This window comes from Saccharopolyspora rhizosphaerae (genome assembly GCF_003931915.1).
GTDB lineage: Bacteria > Actinomycetota > Actinomycetes > Mycobacteriales > Pseudonocardiaceae > Saccharopolyspora > Saccharopolyspora rhizosphaerae.
Genome location: NZ_RSAA01000035.1, coordinates 342264 through 359291, shown reverse-complemented (window position 1 = coordinate 359291; position 17028 = coordinate 342264). Strand labels below are relative to the sequence as shown.

At 72.5% G+C, this 17028-nt stretch carries 11 protein-coding genes; 10 read left to right on the top strand and 1 reads right to left on the bottom strand.

Going from position 1 to position 17028, the window contains the following annotated elements; all coding sequences use genetic code 11:
* Positions 1-290 precede the first annotated feature (290 nt).
* The 10 genes from EIL87_RS24600 (at position 291) to EIL87_RS24555 (ending at position 15462) form a co-directional block, all read left to right on the top strand.
* A complete protein-coding gene (locus EIL87_RS24600; protein WP_199740600.1) occupies positions 291-2009 on the top strand; it encodes a hypothetical protein in 1719 nt (572 codons plus the stop codon).
* Positions 2010-2264: 255 nt separating this feature from the next.
* Complete coding sequence (gene sucC / locus EIL87_RS24595) at positions 2265-3431, top strand: ADP-forming succinate--CoA ligase subunit beta (RefSeq protein ID WP_125092956.1); 1167 nt, start codon at positions 2265-2267, stop codon at positions 3429-3431.
* Positions 3432-3438: 7 nt separating this feature from the next.
* On the top strand, positions 3439-4323 hold the full coding sequence (sucD, locus tag EIL87_RS24590) for a succinate--CoA ligase subunit alpha (protein ID WP_125092955.1): 885 nt from the start codon (positions 3439-3441) through the stop codon (positions 4321-4323).
* A 183-nt stretch (positions 4324-4506) separates the two neighbouring features.
* The gene (locus tag EIL87_RS24585; protein WP_125092954.1) at positions 4507-5355 is read left to right on the top strand and encodes a DUF5336 domain-containing protein; all 849 of its coding nucleotides are present in this window, start codon (positions 4507-4509) and stop codon (positions 5353-5355) included.
* A gap of 167 nt (positions 5356-5522) precedes the next feature.
* Positions 5523-6920, top strand: a complete 1398-nt coding sequence (locus EIL87_RS24580) for a cell division protein PerM (RefSeq protein ID WP_125092953.1) — start codon at positions 5523-5525, stop codon at positions 6918-6920.
* A gap of 177 nt (positions 6921-7097) precedes the next feature.
* Positions 7098-7685, top strand: a complete 588-nt coding sequence (gene purN, locus EIL87_RS24575; RefSeq protein WP_233576624.1) for a phosphoribosylglycinamide formyltransferase — start codon at positions 7098-7100, stop codon at positions 7683-7685.
* Positions 7682-9247, top strand: coding sequence for a bifunctional phosphoribosylaminoimidazolecarboxamide formyltransferase/IMP cyclohydrolase (gene purH / locus EIL87_RS24570; protein WP_125092951.1), 1566 nt, complete (start codon positions 7682-7684; stop codon positions 9245-9247). The genes purN and purH overlap by 4 nt, the downstream gene beginning before the upstream one ends.
* A gap of 493 nt (positions 9248-9740) precedes the next feature.
* Positions 9741-10448 (top strand): hypothetical protein, encoded by a 708-nt coding sequence (locus EIL87_RS24565; RefSeq protein ID WP_125092950.1) that lies wholly within the window; start codon positions 9741-9743, stop codon positions 10446-10448.
* Positions 10445-12106: a DNA polymerase Y family protein gene (locus EIL87_RS24560; RefSeq protein WP_125092949.1), complete on the top strand. Its 1662-nt coding sequence runs from the start codon at positions 10445-10447 to the stop codon at positions 12104-12106. Before EIL87_RS24565 ends, EIL87_RS24560 begins: the two co-directional genes overlap by 4 nt.
* Before the next feature lie 74 nt (positions 12107-12180).
* Complete coding sequence (locus EIL87_RS24555; RefSeq protein ID WP_125092948.1) at positions 12181-15462, top strand: error-prone DNA polymerase; 3282 nt, start codon at positions 12181-12183, stop codon at positions 15460-15462.
* Between the two features lie 201 nt (positions 15463-15663).
* On the opposite strand, the gene EIL87_RS24550 is transcribed toward EIL87_RS24555, so the two are convergent.
* The gene (locus EIL87_RS24550; protein WP_233576557.1) at positions 15664-16938 is read right to left on the bottom strand and encodes an ArgE/DapE family deacylase; all 1275 of its coding nucleotides are present in this window, start codon (positions 16936-16938) and stop codon (positions 15664-15666) included.
* Positions 16939-17028 lie beyond the last annotated feature (90 nt).

Below are 17028 nucleotides of genomic sequence, written 5' to 3'. Positions count from 1 at the left end.
CCGCCGCTTCGCGACGAACACCGCGCGTGGTCGTCGCTCAGCGGAGCCACCTGCGGGTTCGTGATCGTCGTCGCAGGTTCCGAACGGACCACCGGGGTCCGTGGTCGGAACCGATTCGGACACCGGTGGGTGGCTTCTCGTGTTGCACGTCACACCCCAAGAGCGTCTTGTCGATGTTTCACATTTGCTCCGTTCGGGTGCTGTCCGGGCGTGTCGGGTCACGGGCGCGCCCGAGTCGAGTGCAGCGGGTGGTGTCCGGAACCGGTCACCCGGTTGCTAGCGTCTGCGCGGTGACTGCGCGGCCTGACCTCCCGTCCGGTTCGTCCGCCTCGGCGACCTCCGCCCCGGCCACGGACCCGCAGCCGGTGCTCGCCACGTCGACCCGCGTGCGCGCAGCGATCGCGCTTGGCCTCCTCGGCGCCGCGCTCACCGGCATCGGACCGCTGCTCGGGCTGACCAGCCCGGCCGTCCCCGCCGCCTACCCCGCTTGGCCGCTGTTGCTGGTGCTCGCGCTGCTCGCCCCGGCTCTGGCCGCGCTGTTCGCGCGAGCGGGCAAGCCACTCGCCGCCGCCGCGGTGCTCGTCGGCCCGGCCGCCGCCGCGCCCGGCAGGCTCGGGCAGGACGTCCAGTTCGCGGTGGACGCGGGCATGGCCGCGCGTCCCGAACTGCTCCGGGCCGACTCGCTGCTCAACTTCGAACCCGGCATCGGCTGGTGGCTGCTGGCGGTCGGCCACGTGGCGGTGCTGGCCGCAGGTGTCCTCGCGACGTGGGGGACCCGGGAGTCCGGTGCGGGCTCGCACCGGCAGGGCCTGCTCGCGCTGGCCTTGTGCGCCGGAGGGCTGGGCGCCGTGGCCGTGCTGATGGCGCCGTTCTCCTCTGACGACCCGTACCTGCCCGCCGAGACCGCGCTCGACGGACCGGTTCCGGTGCTCGTCGGCAGCGCGCTGCTGGCCGTCGGGGTGGTCTGCTCCGCCGGGCTGCTCGCCGGTTCCACCGACCCGGAGTTCGTGCGCGGTGGGCTCCTCGGGGTGGCGCTGTCGCTGGTGGCGGTGGTCGTGCCGCACCTCCTGTCGGTGCTGGTCCTCGACGAGCTGACCTTCGCCTGGGGCCCGCTGCTCGGGCTGCTGGCCGCCGCGGCTCTGCTCGTGCTCGCCCTCCGGGCGGGACGCGGTGAGGCGGTCGAGGACGTCGACGACCTGCGGCTGCCCGCGCTGACCAGGCTGCTCACCGTCGCCGGGACGTTCGCGCTCCTGGCCGGTGCGGTCGCGCTGCTGGCCGCGCTCACCCCGCACGTCGTCATGCCCTTCGGGCTGCGCGACCCGTCGGAGTACCCGGCGCGGATGCTGTTCCCCGCAGGGTTCCTGCTGGTGGCGGTGGGTGCGGGAGTGCTGCTGCCGAAGGCCTCGCTGCTGCTGCGCCCGGTGCTGACCGTGCTGTGGGCCGTCGTCCCGCTGGCCGCCGCCGGCTCGCTGGACGCGGTGTTCACCGCTGCGCAAGCCGGGGCCGAAGCCGGTCTCGGCGCGTGGGCCGCAGGGCTGTCGGTGCTGCTGGCGGCCGTCGCGGCAGTGCTCGCGGCGATCGCCGGCGCCGTCGAGCGCGACGACGTCGACCTCACCGAGATGGCGATGCGCCGTCTCGTGCTCGTCCCCTCGTTGGTCGCGCTCGTGCTCGGCGCCGGGGCGTTCAGCCTGCCGGTGCTCACCGCGCCCGGCTACAGCGCGCCCGGCGTGTTCACCGACTTCGGCACCACCTCCTGGGGCCTGGTGTTCGCGCTCGCCGCCGTGGTCGGCGCGACCGTGCTCGCTCCGATGTGCCGTCCCGGCCAAGCGGCCGCGCTCCTGTGCGGCGGTGCGCTGCTGGTCGCGGTCCGCGCACTGGAGTTCCCGCTGACTGCGGGGCGCTTGCCCGGAGCCGAGCCCGGGCTCGGCCTGTGGTGCGCGCTCGGGTGCGTCGTGGTGCTGCTCGGCACGGCGCTGGCGGCGCGTCGCTCCGCCGCGACCCACGGCTGAGATCACCCGCGCGGCCGTCTTGTGGGGGACGGTGCGGTGCCCGAGACTGGTCAGCACGCCGTCACGGCGCCTGTTCCGTTCGTCACGCGAACGCAGATATCGCTCCTGCCCAGAAGGCGATTCCCCCGTGTTGGACGGGTCGACCAGGCTTGACGCCCTACCTCAGGTGAGGCAGTTCACCAGGTGCGCCGCCCCATGCGTCATCGCAGGTCGATATCGTCAGCGAGTCCGACACCGACGTCGCAGGAGAGTCGAGTGGACCTGTACGAGTACCAGGCGAAGGAGCTCTTCGCCTCCCACGGCGTGCCGACGCTGCCCGGCGCCGTGGCGACAGACCCCCAAGGGGCCAAGGCAGTCGCCGAAGAACTCGGCGGGCCCGTAGTCATCAAGGCCCAGGTCAAGACCGGTGGCCGCGGCAAGGCCGGCGGTGTGAAGCTGGCCGAGTCCGCGGACGAGGCCCAGACCAAGGCCGAGGGCATCCTCGGTCTGGACATCAAGGGCCACATCACCAACAAGGTGCTGGTCACGACCGCCTCCGACATCGCGGAGGAGTACTACTTCTCCTTCCTCCTCGACCGCGCGAATCGCAACTTCCTCGCGATGGCCTCGGTCGAGGGCGGCATGGAGATCGAAGAGGTCGCGGCCACCAAGCCCGAGGCCCTGGCCAAGATCGCGATCGACCCGATCGAGGGCGTCGACCTGGACAAGGCGAAGGAGATCGTCTCCGCCGCCAAGTTCCCGGCCGAGGTCGCCGATCAGGTCGCCGACGTGATCGTCAAGCTGTGGGAGACCTTCGTCGCTGAGGACGCCACCCTGGTGGAGGTCAACCCGCTGGTGAAGGACCCCGAGGGCAAGGTCATCGCCCTCGACGGCAAGGTCACCCTCGACGAGAACGCCTCGTTCCGCCAGCCGCAGCAGGAAGAGCTGGTCGACAAGGCTGCCGAGAACCCGCTCGAGGCCAAGGCCAAGGAGAAGGGCCTCAACTACGTCAAGCTGGACGGCGAGGTCGGCATCATCGGCAACGGTGCTGGTCTGGTCATGTCCACGCTGGACGTCGTGGCCTACGCGGGTGAGGCTCACGGCGGCGTGAAGCCGGCGAACTTCCTGGACATCGGCGGTGGCGCTTCGGCCGAGATCATGGCCGCGGGTCTGGACGTCATCCTCGGCGACCAGGACGTCAAGTCCGTCTTCGTCAACGTCTTCGGTGGCATCACCGCGTGCGACGCCGTGGCCAACGGCATCGTGCAGGCGCTGAAGATCCTCGGTGACGAGGCCACCAAGCCGCTGATCGTCCGCCTCGACGGCAACAACGTCGAGGAAGGGCGCCGCATCCTCGCCGAGGCCAGCCACCCGCTGGTCACGGTCGTGGACACGATGGACGGCGCGGCCGACAAGGCCGCCGAGCTGGCTGCGGGGGCGTGAGGCGATCATGGCTATCTTCCTCAACGAGAACAGCAAGGTGATCGTTCAGGGCATCACCGGCTCTGAAGGCACCAAGCACACCGCCCGCATGCTGCGCTCCGGCACCAACATCGTCGGCGGTGTCAACGCCCGCAAGGCTGGGCAGACCGTCGAGATCGAGGGCAAGGAGCTCCAGGTCTTCGGCAGCGTCTCGGAGGCCATGAAGGAGACCGGCGCCGACGTGTCGGTCGTCTTCGTGCCGCCGAAGTTCGCCAAGGACGCCGTGGTCGAGGCCATCGACGCCGAGATCGGCCTGGCCGTGGTCATCACCGAGGGCATCCCGGTGCACGACTCGGCCTACTTCTGGGCGCACGCGAACGCCACGGGCAACAAGACCCGGATCATCGGGCCGAACTGCCCCGGCATCATCTCGCCCGGCAAGTCCAACGCCGGCATCATCCCGGCCGACATCACCGGCCCGGGCAAGATCGGTCTGGTGTCCAAGTCGGGCACGTTGACCTACCAGATGATGTACGAGCTGCGTGACATCGGTTTCTCGACCGCCGTCGGCATCGGTGGTGACCCGATCATCGGCACCACCCACATCGACGCGCTGCAGGCCTTCGAAGAAGACCCGGAGACCGAAGCCATCGTGATGATCGGCGAGATCGGTGGCGACGCCGAGGAGCGCGCGGCCGAGTACGTCAAGGCCAACATCACCAAGCCGGTGGTCGGCTACGTCGCGGGCTTCACCGCGCCGGAGGGCAAGACCATGGGTCACGCGGGCGCCATCGTCTCCGGTTCGTCGGGCACCGCCTCGGCGAAGAAGGAGGCCCTGGAGGCCGCGGGTGTCAAGGTCGGCAAGACGCCGAGCGAGACCGCCAAGCTGATGCGCGAGATCGTCAAGGGCTGAGCCCGCGTCGACCTCGTGCGTTCGGGGCCGGGTCCCTCCGGGGACCCGGCTCCGACGGCGTCTCCGGGGACCCGGCCCCGACGGCGTCTGCGAGCCGGTCGGGCGGGCCGCCCTGCTGAGCGGGGATTCGGTACCGTCGATCAGCACGCCCATTCGAGTGCCTCCGAGGAGTCCGATCCCGTCATGTCCGCGCCGTACCCGCAACAGTCGAACACCGACGGTGTTCGTCGTTCGTTCGAGCTGAGAGAAGTCCTGGCCTTGGTGGCGGGCGGCGCCGGCGTTGTCGGTTACCTGCTCGGCTTCTTCGACGACGGGGTCGGTGCCCTGATGGGCAGCATGGCCGGAGTCGGCCTGATCTGCTCCGCCGCGCTGGCCGGTCTGCGCTTCGTCCCGAAGACGCCGGACGCCCTGTTCGTCGCCGTGCCGCTGTCCGCCTACGCCGCGCTGGCGCTGCTGCAGGACGTCGTGCGCGGCACCGCCTCCGGCCTGGTGCCGGTGCTGATGGTGCTCGCGCTCGCCCAGCTGGCCGCCGTGGTGGGCGTGCTGCTCAGCGAGGGCGGTGTGATCAAGGGCGGTGAGAGGTCCTCCCCGAAGCCCGCGCCCCACGGCCAGCCGCCGTACCCGCAGGGTCCGCGCGGCCCGGGTGGTCCCGGTGGTTCCGGCGGTGCGCGACCGGGTCCCGGTGGGCCGCCCGGCCCCGGCTGGAGCCCGCAGGCCCAGCCCGGCGCCCAGTTCGGCGGTCCGCCGCCGTGGAACCCGAGCAGCGGTGGGCAGCCCTCGCAGCAGTCCTCGGGCCAGCCGGGCGGCTGGAACCCGTCCTCCGACGGCTTCACCTCGTCGAACCCGGAGTCCAGCGGTCCGCACCAGAGTCGGCCCGGCCCCCAGTCGGGCCCGGTGCAGAAACCAGGTCAGCCGGGCGGCCAGCAGCAGGGTGGTCAACCTCCGCGTCCGCAGGGCGGGTCGGAGCAGGACAACGGCCCGCAGGGCACCCGCCAGATGCCGCACCCGGGCGCGAACCCGTCCCAGTACTGACCTCCGAGGCACCGCGTCCGCCCTTTCCCCGAATGCGCGGAAGTTCCAGGTGACACCGCCACGGCCGACCCGTGTGGTCGCTGGGCGCAGGACCCCGTCGCCCGATGGGCGGAGGCGCTGGCGTGTTCGGGGCCGTTCGCAGCAGGGGTGGTGCGACATTCGGTCGCGTGTCTGCGCTGGATCCGAACCCTCACGCCACGGCCACGGGCCATCCCGACCGGAAGCAGGGTCTGCGGCGGTGGTTGTTCATCGCCGTCGTCAGCGCGGTCCCGCTGATCTGCTTCCTCGCGGTCGCGGTCCTGCTCGCGCTGGTGGTCGGCGCCGCGAGCGGGGCGAGCCTCGACCCGCTGGTGGTCCTGGCGGCAGCGCTGCCCGGCTGGCTGGCGCTCTACCAGTCGCCGCTGGTCATCGCCGGAGCTCCGCTGAGCGTGCTGCCGATGTTGCCCACGATCGGCGCGGTGCTGCTGGTCGCGTCCGCTTCGGCGTTCGTCGCCCGCCGGTGTCGGCTGCGCCGCCCGGACCAGGCGTTCCCGGTGATCGCGACGATGGGTCTGGTGCACGCCTCCGTGGGCGCGGTGTTCGCGCTGCTGCTGGACGGACCGTTCAGCGCGGTCCCGGTGGAGGCCTTCCTGAGCTGCGGCCTGACCGCCGCGATCGCCGCGACCGCCGGTGTCGCCAACCGCTGCGGCCTGTTCTACCTGCTGTGGGAGCGCACCGACGCCTACGTGTGGACGGGCCTGCGGATCGGCTTGCTGACCATCGCCATCGTGCTCGCCGTCGGCGCGGGCGTGCTGCTGGCCGCGATCGCGGTGTCGGCCCCGGAGATGGTCGCGTCGATGGAGCGGATGGGCGGTGGCGGAGACGCGGTCGGGGCCACCGTGCTCACGCTGCTCTACCTGCCGAACGCGGTGGTCGCGGGCTGGGCCTTCGCCGCGGGCAGCGGGTTCTCGATCGGCTCCCAGGTCGTCCAGCCGCTGCAGCACACCTCGGGCCCGCTGCCGGACCTGCCGCTGCTGGCCGTGCTCCCGGGCGACGGCCCCGCGGTGTGGTGGTCCGCGTCGTTGCTCCTCCCGCTGCTCGTGGGGATGGTGGTGGGACTGGTCGCGCGGCGCGTTCCCGGCCCGCTCGGCCGCCGACTGGTGGTGGTGCTGGTCGCGGCCGGGGTGGCCGCGCTGGCCGTGCTGGTGCTGGCGGTGGTCGCCGGTGGTCGTCTCGGCAACGGCCCTGTCGGTGACGTGTCGTTCCACCCGGTCGCTCTGGCGCTGGCGACGCTGTGCTGGCTGGCGATCCCGGCGTTGGCGATGACGTGGCTCGGCGGTGCGGAGGAACCCGACGACCCGGCGCTGAGCACCTTCGCCACCGACGAGTTCCAGGAGGCGGAGGACATCGATCCAGTCCCGGAGACCGAAGCCGACGACGAGGACTTCGCCTACACCGACCTCGACGAGCTGATCGCCGAAATCCCCGTGGCACGTTCGGAATCCGACAGCGACCCGGAGGTCGCGGCGGAGGAGTTCGACGCCGAGCCGGACGGGGAGGAGCCCGCGCCGCGCGATCGGCGGTGAGCGCTGCGCCACTCGCCCGGCCCCTGCCGGAGCCGACCCCGCAACCAGGTCTTACGCTGCGGGGGAGATCGTGCCGAGGCATGTCAGGAGCGAACGCTGAACCCGAGTACGCCCGACCAGCCGAGCACCGCCGCGCACCCGAACCGGCTCACGACCGCGAACCCGGCGCGGGTGGTCGTGCTCGTCTCCGGTTCCGGAACTCTGCTGCAGGCCCTGCTCGACGCCACCCGCGAACCCGACTACCCGGTCGAGGTGGTCGCCGTGGGCGCCGACCGCGACGGCATCGAGGGGCTGGCCCGCGCCGAGCGCGCAGGCATCCCCACGTTCGTCCGCAAGGTCGGTGACCACGCTTCCCGCGAGGAGTGGGACCGCGCGCTGACCGAGGCGTGCGCTGAGCACGAGCCAGACCTGGTGGTCTCCGCCGGGTTCATGAAGCTCGTCGGGAGCGAGTTCCTGGCACGCTACGACGGCCGGTACCTCAACAGCCACCCAGCGCTGCTTCCCTCGTTCCCCGGCATGCACGGGGTGCGTGATGCGCTGGAGTGTGGAGTTCGCGTCACAGGCTGCACCCTGTTCGTGGTGGACGCCGGCGTGGACACCGGGCCGATCTTGGCCCAGGAAGCCGTCGAGGTTCTGCCCGATGACGACGAGGCGAGCCTCCACGAGCGGATCAAGGCAGTCGAGCGGCGGCTGCTGGTCGGCACTGTGAAGAAGCTGGCGTTGCACGGGTGGACCGTGCAGGGACGGAAGGTGAGTATCCCGTGACCGCGAACTCCCAGGAGCGGCGCCCGGTTCGGCGCGCGCTGATCGGCGTGTCGGACAAGTCGGGTCTGCTGGAGCTGGCCACTGGGCTGCACGCCGCCGGCGTGGAGATCGTCTCCACCGGCGGCACCGCGCGTGCCATCGCCGACGCGGGCGTGCCGGTCACGCCCGTCGAGGAGCTCACCGGCTTCCCCGAAGCGCTGGACGGCCGGGTCAAGACGCTGCACCCGCGGGTGCACGCGGGGCTGCTCGCGGACCTGCGCCGGGAGACCCACGCCCAGCAGCTGGACGAGCTGGAGATCGCTCCGTTCGACCTGCTGGTGGTCAACCTCTACCCGTTCGTGCAGACGGTGGCCTCGGGCGCGTCGCAGGACGAGGTGATCGAGCAGATCGACATCGGCGGGCCGGCGATGGTGCGCGCCTCGGCGAAGAACCACGCCAACCTCGCGGTCGTGGTGGACCCGAGCCGGTACGAGTGGGTGCTCGAGGAGGTCCGCGCGGGCGGTTTCACCATGCCCGACCGGGTCGAGCTGGCCGCTGAGGCGTTCCGGCACACCGCGTCCTACGACGTGGCGGTGGCGACCTGGATGAGCAAGGTCCCCACCGGTGACGACTCCACGTTCCCGGGCTGGCTCGGCGAGACCTGGCAGCGGCGCTCGGCGCTGCGCTACGGCGAGAACCCGCACCAGCCCGCCGCGCTGTACGTCTCGGGCGGGGAGGCCACTGGCCTGGCCGCTGCCGCGCAGCTGCACGGCAAGGAGATGTCCTACAACAACTACGTCGACGCCGACGCCGCGTGGCGTTCCGCGCACGACCACGACGAGCCGTGCGTCGCGATCATCAAGCACGCCAACCCGTGCGGCATCGCGGTCGCCGACGACATCGCCGCCGCCCACCGCAAGGCGCACGAGTGCGACCCGGTGAGCGCCTTCGGCGGTGTGATCGCCACCAACCGCGAGGTGTCGGTGGCGATGGCCGAGCAGGTCGCGGAGATCTTCACCGAGGTCGTGGTGGCCCCCGGTTACGCCGACGGCGCGGTGGACGTGCTGAGCAAGAAGAAGAACATCCGCATCCTGACCGCTCAGCCGCCGCAGAGCGGCCGGGTCGAGATGCGCGCGATCTCCGGCGGCATGCTGGTGCAGGGTTCGGACGCGATCGACGCCGAGGGCGACGACCCGGCGAACTGGACGCTGGCGACCGGTTCCCCGGTGGACGAGGCGACGCTGGCCGACCTGAAGTTCGCTTGGCGCGCCTGCCGCGCGGTGAAGTCCAACGCGATCCTGCTCGCCGACGCCGGAGCGACCGTGGGCGTGGGCATGGGCCAGGTGAACCGGGTCGACTCGGCCCGGTTGGCGGTCTCCCGCGCCGGTGACCGCGCCAAGGGCTCGGTCGCGGCCTCGGACGCGTTCTTCCCGTTCCCCGACGGCCTGCAGGTCCTGCTGGACGCCGGTGTCCGCGCGGTCGTCCAGCCGGGCGGCTCGGTGCGCGACGACGAGGTCATCGCGGCTGCGGAGGCGGCCGGGGTGCCGGTCTACCTCACGGGCACCCGCCACTTCGCCCACTGACGAAGTCCTCTCCGACGAGCCCCGGCCTGACTCAGGCCGGGGCTCGTCGCGTTCCAGGGGCGCCCGCTGAGCGGCGGTGGTGCCGTGGGTGGTCGTGCTGCGGTCTCGCCCGGCAGCGTGGAGGCATCGCGGGCTCGGTCGGCAGCGGCAGGGCCGTCCTGACCTGCCCTGATCAGCCTGCGGCCCGCGCCCGCTGCCAGGACCTGGAGACGCTCCGTCACCGCGACTCACCTGAACAACCCGTTCGAACTAATGTTCCCCGAGGCCCTTGACGAACCCCGCGCGGGCAGGGTTAACTGGACTTGTTCGAACGGAAGTTCGAAGATCGGGAACGGCCGGTGTCGGGGTCGGCCGCTCCGATGGAGTGGGCGCTGTGCGCAGGGTGCAGGCGCAGCGCTGACTCCACCGCTGCCTTCCCCGCAGCGGCTGTGTTCGTGGGTGCCCGCGCCGGGGTCGGGCACCCACCGCGGTCACGTACGTGGGGAGGGTGGCGATGTCCGCGATGATGTCTTCGACGGCGCTGGACGCGCCCGCGGTGGACGGGGTGTCCGTGGGTGTGCCGCACGTCGAAGCGGGCGGTGTCCCGGGTGCGGGCCGGGTGCTGCCGACGCGGGCGGAACTCGCCGCCGTGCTGCCATGGCCAGGTTTGCGCCGTGGCAGCACGGTGGCGGTGCACGGATCGGTGTCGCTGCTCTTCGCGCTGTTGTCGGAGGCCTCGGCGAAGGGTTCCTGGGCTGCCGTGGTGGGGCTGCCCGGCATCAACCTGGTCGCCGCTGCTGAGGCTGGGTTGTCGTTGGATCGGCTCGCGGTGGTGCCGCAGCCGGGTTCGGACCCGGCGGGCGTGATCGCCGCGCTGCTGGACGGGGTCGACCTGGTGGTGGTCGGCGGCACCGGGCAGGTGCTCGACTCCGATGCCCGCAGGCTCTCCGCGCGGGCGCGCAACCGTGGTTCCGTGCTGCTCCCGTTCGGGCGCTGGCCGGGCGCGGAGGTGCAGCTGCGCTGCTCCGGCGCGCGCTGGCGCGGCCTCGGTCATGGCCACGGTCACCTGCGCGAACGCGATGTCGCGGTGCACGCCGAAGGGCGTGGTGCGGCGTCCCGCCCGCGTTCTTGCCGGGTGCTGCTGCCGTCCCGCGACGGGTCGGTCGCCGGTGTCGAAGAGCGCCCTGCCGTGCGGGCGCACCTGCGCGCGGTGGCGGGGTGAGCGACGTGCCCGCCCGCAGGATCGTCGTGTGGTGCCCGGACTGGCCGGTGGTGGCCGCCGCGCGTGCCGCGGAACTCGAACCCCTCGTCCCCGCAGCGGTTTTCGCTGCGAACCGGGTCGTCGCCTGCTCGGCGACCGCCCGGGAGAGCGGCGTGCGCCGGGGGATGCGCCGCCGTGAGGCGCAGGGCCGCTGCCCGGAGCTCGTCGTCTGCGAGCACGACCCGGCGCGGGACGTGCGGCTCTTCGAGTCGGTCGTGGTCGCGGTCGAGGAACTGGTGCCGGGTGTCGAGGTCGTCCGCCCCGGTCTGGTCGCCGTGCCCGCCCGGGGGCCTGCCCGCTACTTCCGCGGGGAGGTGACCGCTGCCGAGAAGCTCGTCGACGAGATCGACGCGCAGACCGGGGTGGAGTGCCGGATCGGGGTCGCCGACGGGCTGTTCGCCGCGATCCTCGCGGCTCGCCACACCCGTCACGTCGAACCTGGGGGCAGCCGGGACTTCCTCGCCCCGCTGCCGATCGAGGAGGTCGAGCAGCTCGCCGACCGGCTCGGCCAGAAGCAGGCCGCCGAGCAGCCGGAACTCGTGGACCTGTTGCGCCGGTTGGGGATCCGCACCCTCGGCGAGTTCGCCGCGCTGGACTCCTCGGACGTGGCGACCAGGTTCGGCCAGGCGGCCCTGCTGGCGCACCGGGCCGCGGGTGGCCGGGAGGAGCGCCCGGTCAAGCGGCGGCGGCCGCCGCCCGAGCTGGTGGTCACCGAGGAGCTCGACCCTCCGGTGGACCGGGTGGACCGAGCCGCGTTCGTGGCCAAGGTCCTCGCTGATGAGCTGCACGCCAAGCTGGGTGATCTCGGCCTGGCCTGCACCCGCCTGGGCATCTCGGCGCGCACCGAGAACGGCGAGGAGCTGCACCGGACCTGGCGGTGCGCGGAGCCGCTGACCCCGGCGGCGACCGCCGACCGGGTCCGCTGGCAGCTCGACGGCTGGCTCAACGGGCGGACCCGCGGAGATCGGCCCACCGCGGGGCTCGACGAGCTGAGCCTGCGTCCCGAGGAGGTCGTGGGCGCAGGAGGTCTGCAGCTGGACCTGCTCAGCTCGGCCACCGGGGAGGCCGCCGCGCGTGCGGGCCGGGCCTTCGCGCGGGTGCAGGGCATGCTCGGCCCGGAGGCCGTGCTGACCGGAGTCCTCGGGGGCGGCCGCGACCCCCGCGACCAGGTGCGGTTCGTGCCGTGGGGCGACGAGCGGCGGTCTGCGCTGCCCGCCGACCCGCCCTGGCCGGGCCGGATCCCGGCCCCCTCGCCGACGGTGGTGCCGGGCGATCCGTGGCCGGTGAGGGTGCTCGACGAGTCCGGTGAACCGGTGTGGATCACCGCGCGGACGGGGCTTTCCGCTGCGCCGCACCGGGTCGAGGTCGGTGGTGGCAGGTCGCGCGCGGTGGCCGGCTGGGCTGGTCCCTGGCCGCTCGCCGAGCGCTGGTGGGTGGACCTGCTGGCCGGTGGTCCTGGCCAGACCGCCCCGGAGGCGCAGGCCCCGCCGCGCGCCCAGGTCCGCCTCCAGGTCGTGCTGGGTGCGGACGACTCGGCCGAAGAGGGGGCCGACGACGAGGTGGCGCTGCTGCTGGTGCACGAGCGCGGGGACTGGTGGGTCCAAGGGGCCTACCGGTAGCGGGGAACGCTCGTTCGAGTGAAACCCGGGAAGTTCGGTGGCGCAGATCGTTCGAACAGGAGTTCACTAGGTCCATGAGTTGGTTCAACCCGCCCCAGAGGTGGTCGGAGCTGGAGAAGGCCCTCTCCGGCAAGGAGGTGCCGCGCGATGCCGGTCGTGAGGACTCCCCGCCGTCCCGTCCTCGCGCCACGCCTCGCGAGGGCGGGCGAGGTGCGGTACCGCCGGGCGGCCGGGTGCCCTACGCCGAGCTGCACGCGCACTCCAACTTCAGCTTCCTCGACGGTGCCGCGCACCCGGAGGAACTGGTCGAGGAGGCCGCGCGACTCGGGCTGGAGGCCATCGCGCTCACCGACCACGACGGGCTCTACGGAGTCGTCCGCTTCGCCGAAGCGGCCAAGGAGCACGACGTGCGCACGGCGTTCGGCGCCGAGCTGAGCCTGGGGCTCACCCAGCCGCAGAACGGCATCCCCGACCCCGAGGGCGGGCACCTGCTCGTGCTGGCCCGCGACCTCGACGGCTACGCCTCGCTGTGCCGGGCGATCAGCACCGCCCAGCTGCGCGGTGAGGAGAAGGGGCGGCCGGAGTACCGGCTGGAGGAGCTGGCGGCCGAGGCCGCCGGGCACTGGCAGGTGCTCACCGGCTGCCGCAAGGGAGCGGTTCAGCTGGCGCTGGCCTCCGGGGGCGTGGACGCGGCGGCGGCCGAACTCGACCGGCTGGTCGGGCTCTTCGGCCGCGAGCACGTCACCGTCGAGCTCACCGACCACGGGCTGCCCACCGACTCGGCGCGCAACGACGTCCTCGCCGAGCTCGCCGACCGCGCCGGTCTGTCCACAGTGGCCACCACCGGTGCGCACCTGGCGGGACCGGAACGGGCGAGGCTGGCCGGCGTCGTCGCCGCGGTCCGGGCGCGGCGCAGCCTGGACGAGATGGACGGCTGGTTGCCGGCGTGGGCGGGCAACCACCTGCGTTCCGGTGCCGAGATGGCCGAGCGCTTCGCCCGCTACCCGGGCGCGGTGCAGCGGGCGGCCGAGATGGGCAAGTCCTTCGCCTTCGACCTGAGCCTCGTCGCCCCCGAACTGCCGCCGTTCGACGTGCCCGCAGGCCACACCGAGATCAGCCACCTGCGGGAGCAGACCTACCTCGGTGCCCTCGAGCGCTGCGGTCCGCCACAGGCCGCGCCGGAGGCGTACCGGCAGATCGAGCACGAGCTGGCGGTGATCGAGGAGCTCGACTTCCCCGGCTACTTCCTGGTGGTGCACGACATCGTCCAGTTCTGCCGCCGGGAGAACATCCTGTGCCAGGGCAGGGGTTCGGCGGCCAACTCGGCGGTGTGCTTCGCGCTGCGCATCACCAACGCCGACCCGGTGCGCTACCGGCTGCTGTTCGAGCGGTTCCTCGCCCCGGAGCGGGACGGCCCCCCGGACATCGACATCGACATCGAGTCCGGCCGCCGCGAGGAGGTCATCCAGTACGTCTACGCCAAGCACGGCCGCACGCACGCCGCGCAGGTCGCCAACGTCATCGGCTACCGGCCGAAGTCCGCGGTGCGCGACGTCGCCCGCGCGCTCGGCTACTCGCCGGGCCAGCAGGACGCCTGGAGCAAGGAGATCGAGCACTGGGGACCGCTGCCGGAGGACTCCGACGTCCCCGACGCGGTGCGCGAACTCGCCGACGAGCTGATGGGGTTCCCGCGCCACCTCGGGATCCACTCCGGCGGCATGGTGATCTGCCACCAGCCGGTCAGCGAGGTGTGCCCGGTGGAGTGGGCGCGGATGCCCGGCCGCACCGTGCTGCAGTGGGACAAGGACGACTGCGCCGCCGTCGGGCTGGTCAAGTTCGACCTGCTCGGCCTGGGCATGCTCTCGGCGCTGCACCACGCCATCGACATGACGCGCGAGCACCACGGCGTCGAGGTCGACCTCGGCGAGCTGGACCTGTCCGACCCCGAGGTCTACGCGATGCTGTGCCGGGCCGACGCGATCGGGGTCTTCCAGGTGGAGAGCCGCGCGCAGCTGGCCACGCTGCCCCGGCTCAAACCCCGCGAGTTCTACGACCTGGTGGTCGAGGTCGCGCTGATCAGGCCCGGCCCCATCCAAGGCGGATCGGTGCACCCCTACATCCGGCGCCGCAACGACCAGGAGGAGTGGGACTACGAGCACCCGCTGATGAAGGACGCGCTGCAGAAGACGCTCGGCGTCCCGCTGTTCCAGGAACAGCTGATGCAGCTGGCCGTCGACCTCGCCGGCTTCACCCCGGCCGAAGCCGACCAGCTCCGCCGGGCGATGGGCGCCAAGCGCTCCGCGGAGCGGATGGAACGCCTGCGCGGCAGGCTCTTCGAAGGCATGGCCGCCAACGGCATCGACGGCGAGCTGGCCGAGCACCTCTACCAGCGGATGCTGGCCTTCGCCAACTACGGGTTCCCGGAGAGCCACGCCCTGAGCTTCGCACTGCTGGTGTTCGCCAGCGCCTGGTTCAAGTGCTACTACCCGGCGGCGTTCTGCGCGGCGCTGCTCAAGGCGCAGCCGATGGGCTTCTACTCGCCGCAGTCGCTGGTCGCCGACGCGCGCAGGCACGGGGTCGTGGTGCACGGCCCGGACATCAACGCCAGCAGGGTGCACGCCGACCTGGAGCAGGACGACACCAGCACCGGCGGCCAAGCCGTCCGCATCGGCCTGTCGTCGGTGCGCAAGCTCGGCGAGGACCTCGCGGAGACGCTGGTGGCCGAACGCGCCGAGCACGGGCCGTTCGCCGACATGGTGGACGTGGCGCGACGGGTTCGGCTCACCGCACCGCAGGTGGAAGCTCTCGCCACGGCAGGGGCGTTCGACTGCTTCGGCCTGACCCGGCGCGAAGCGCTGTGGAACGCCGCTGCGGTCGCCCGAGAGCGACCAGACCGGTTGCCCGGCACCACCGCGTCGTCGAGCGCTCCCGCCCTGCCCGGCATGGACGGTGTCGAAAGAGCAGCGGCCGACGTGTGGGCGACCGGGGTGTCCCCGGACAGCTACCCGGTGCAGTTCGTCCGCGACCGGCTCGACGAGCTCGGTGCCCTGCCTGCGTCACGTCTGTCCGAAGTGGAGCACGGAACGCGGGTGCTCGTGGGCGGAGCCGTGACGCACCGGCAACGACCGGGGACCGCGGGCGGCATCACGTTCCTGAACCTGGAGGACGAGACCGGGACGGTCAACGTCGTCTGCTCGCCGGGGTTGTGGGCCCGCTACCGGAAGGTCGGCCGCACCAGCGCCGCACTCCTGGTCCGCGGCGTGGTGGAACGAACCGAGGAAGTGATCAACCTTCGGGCGGACCGGCTCCAGAAGCTGAACATCCACGTCCCGTCGGAGTCCCGCGACTTCCACTGACGGCACTGGGGTCCCACAGCCGAGCGCTGCGGTCGCTGAACCCACCTGTCGACTCGGAGACGGCCCTGGCACACCGCCAGGGCCGCGCCTGAAGTGGATCGAGATCAGGAGAGGTGACCCCACGCGCCAGAACCCGCAGCACGTCCACGCCACCAGCACGCCTCTGCAACCACCTCGCTGCCCCGGCTTCTCCGGTGCTGCTCAGGCGATTCCGCACCTGCGGATCGCGAGCAGCGCGTAGGCCCGGGCGCACCGCTCCAGGTCGGCGATGCCGACGTGCTCGTCGTGCGCGTGCGCGTAGCGCACGTCGCCTGGTCCGTACTGCAACGTCGGCATGCCGGTGGCGGCGTACTGGCGCAGGTCGGTGCCGTAAGGGGCGCCCACGACCTCCGGAGCCGGCCCACCGGAGGCGGTGATCGCCTCCCGGGTCTCCTCCAGCAGCGGGTGACCTTCGGGCAGCCTGCCGCTGGCGAAGATGCCGCCCGGCCAGCTGACGCGGACCGGGTGCTCGGCCAGCCACGGGTCGGCGGCGCAGGCCTCGGCGACCGCGGCGGTGAACTCGGCCTGGGCCTCCTCGACGAACTCGCCCAGCCGCACGCCGTAGCGACCTTCGGCGATCGCGAGGTCCGGGACCGTGCTCGCCCAGTCCCCGACGCGGGCCGTGCCGACCGACAGCGGGTACGGGATCTCCAGGTGCGCGACGAGCGGGTCGGGACCGGCGTTGCGGCGGGCCTCCAGCTCGCGCAGCACCGGCAGCAGCTCGGCCAGCTTCTCCAGCGCGCTGACGCCCCGGTAGCGGGTGGAGCCGTGCGTGCCCTGCCCCGGGATCTCCAGCCGGAACGTCAGCGAGCCGCCGTTGGCGGCCACGATGGTGTCCAGGCTCGGCTCGGCGATCACGCACGCCTCACCGCGGTGACCGCGCTGCAGCGTGGCGAAGGCGCCGAGACCGCCGTCCTCCTCGCCGACGACGGCGTGGACCGCGACGGGCCGGGCGAGCTCGACACCCGCGGTGCGCAGCGCTCGCAGCGCGCCGAGGAACGCGACCACACCGCCCTTCATGTCGCATGTGCCGCGTCCGGCTGCGATGCCGTCGGAGACGCGCAGCGAGTACGGGTCGCGGTCAGGCCAGCGGTCCAGGTCGCCGGGCGGAACCACGTCGGTGTGCCCGCAGAACACCAGTGCAGGTTCGCCCTCGCTGCTGACTCCGACGCAGCCGTAGGCCTCGTCGCGATCGGCCTCCTGACCAGGGAAGTCCGGGTGCTGGGCGAGCTCGCGAACGTCGATGCGCCAGTGGTCGACGTGGTGGCCGAGCGCGGAAAGCCGGTCCGCGCACCACTGCTGCGCGTCGTGCTCGGCGGTGCTGCCGCCGACGCTGGGGATCGCCACGAGTTCGCGGAGGTCGTCGACGATGCCGTCGATGTCGACGGCGTCCAAGGCTCGCTGTTCGGCTTCGGTGCGGGGCTCCACTGCAGTCACGCAGCAGAACCTAACTCGGCGTCCCCAGCGCTGGGGAGACCGGTGGGCACAACGGTGCGAACCCGGCGAACGGAGCACGACCGGCGGGTC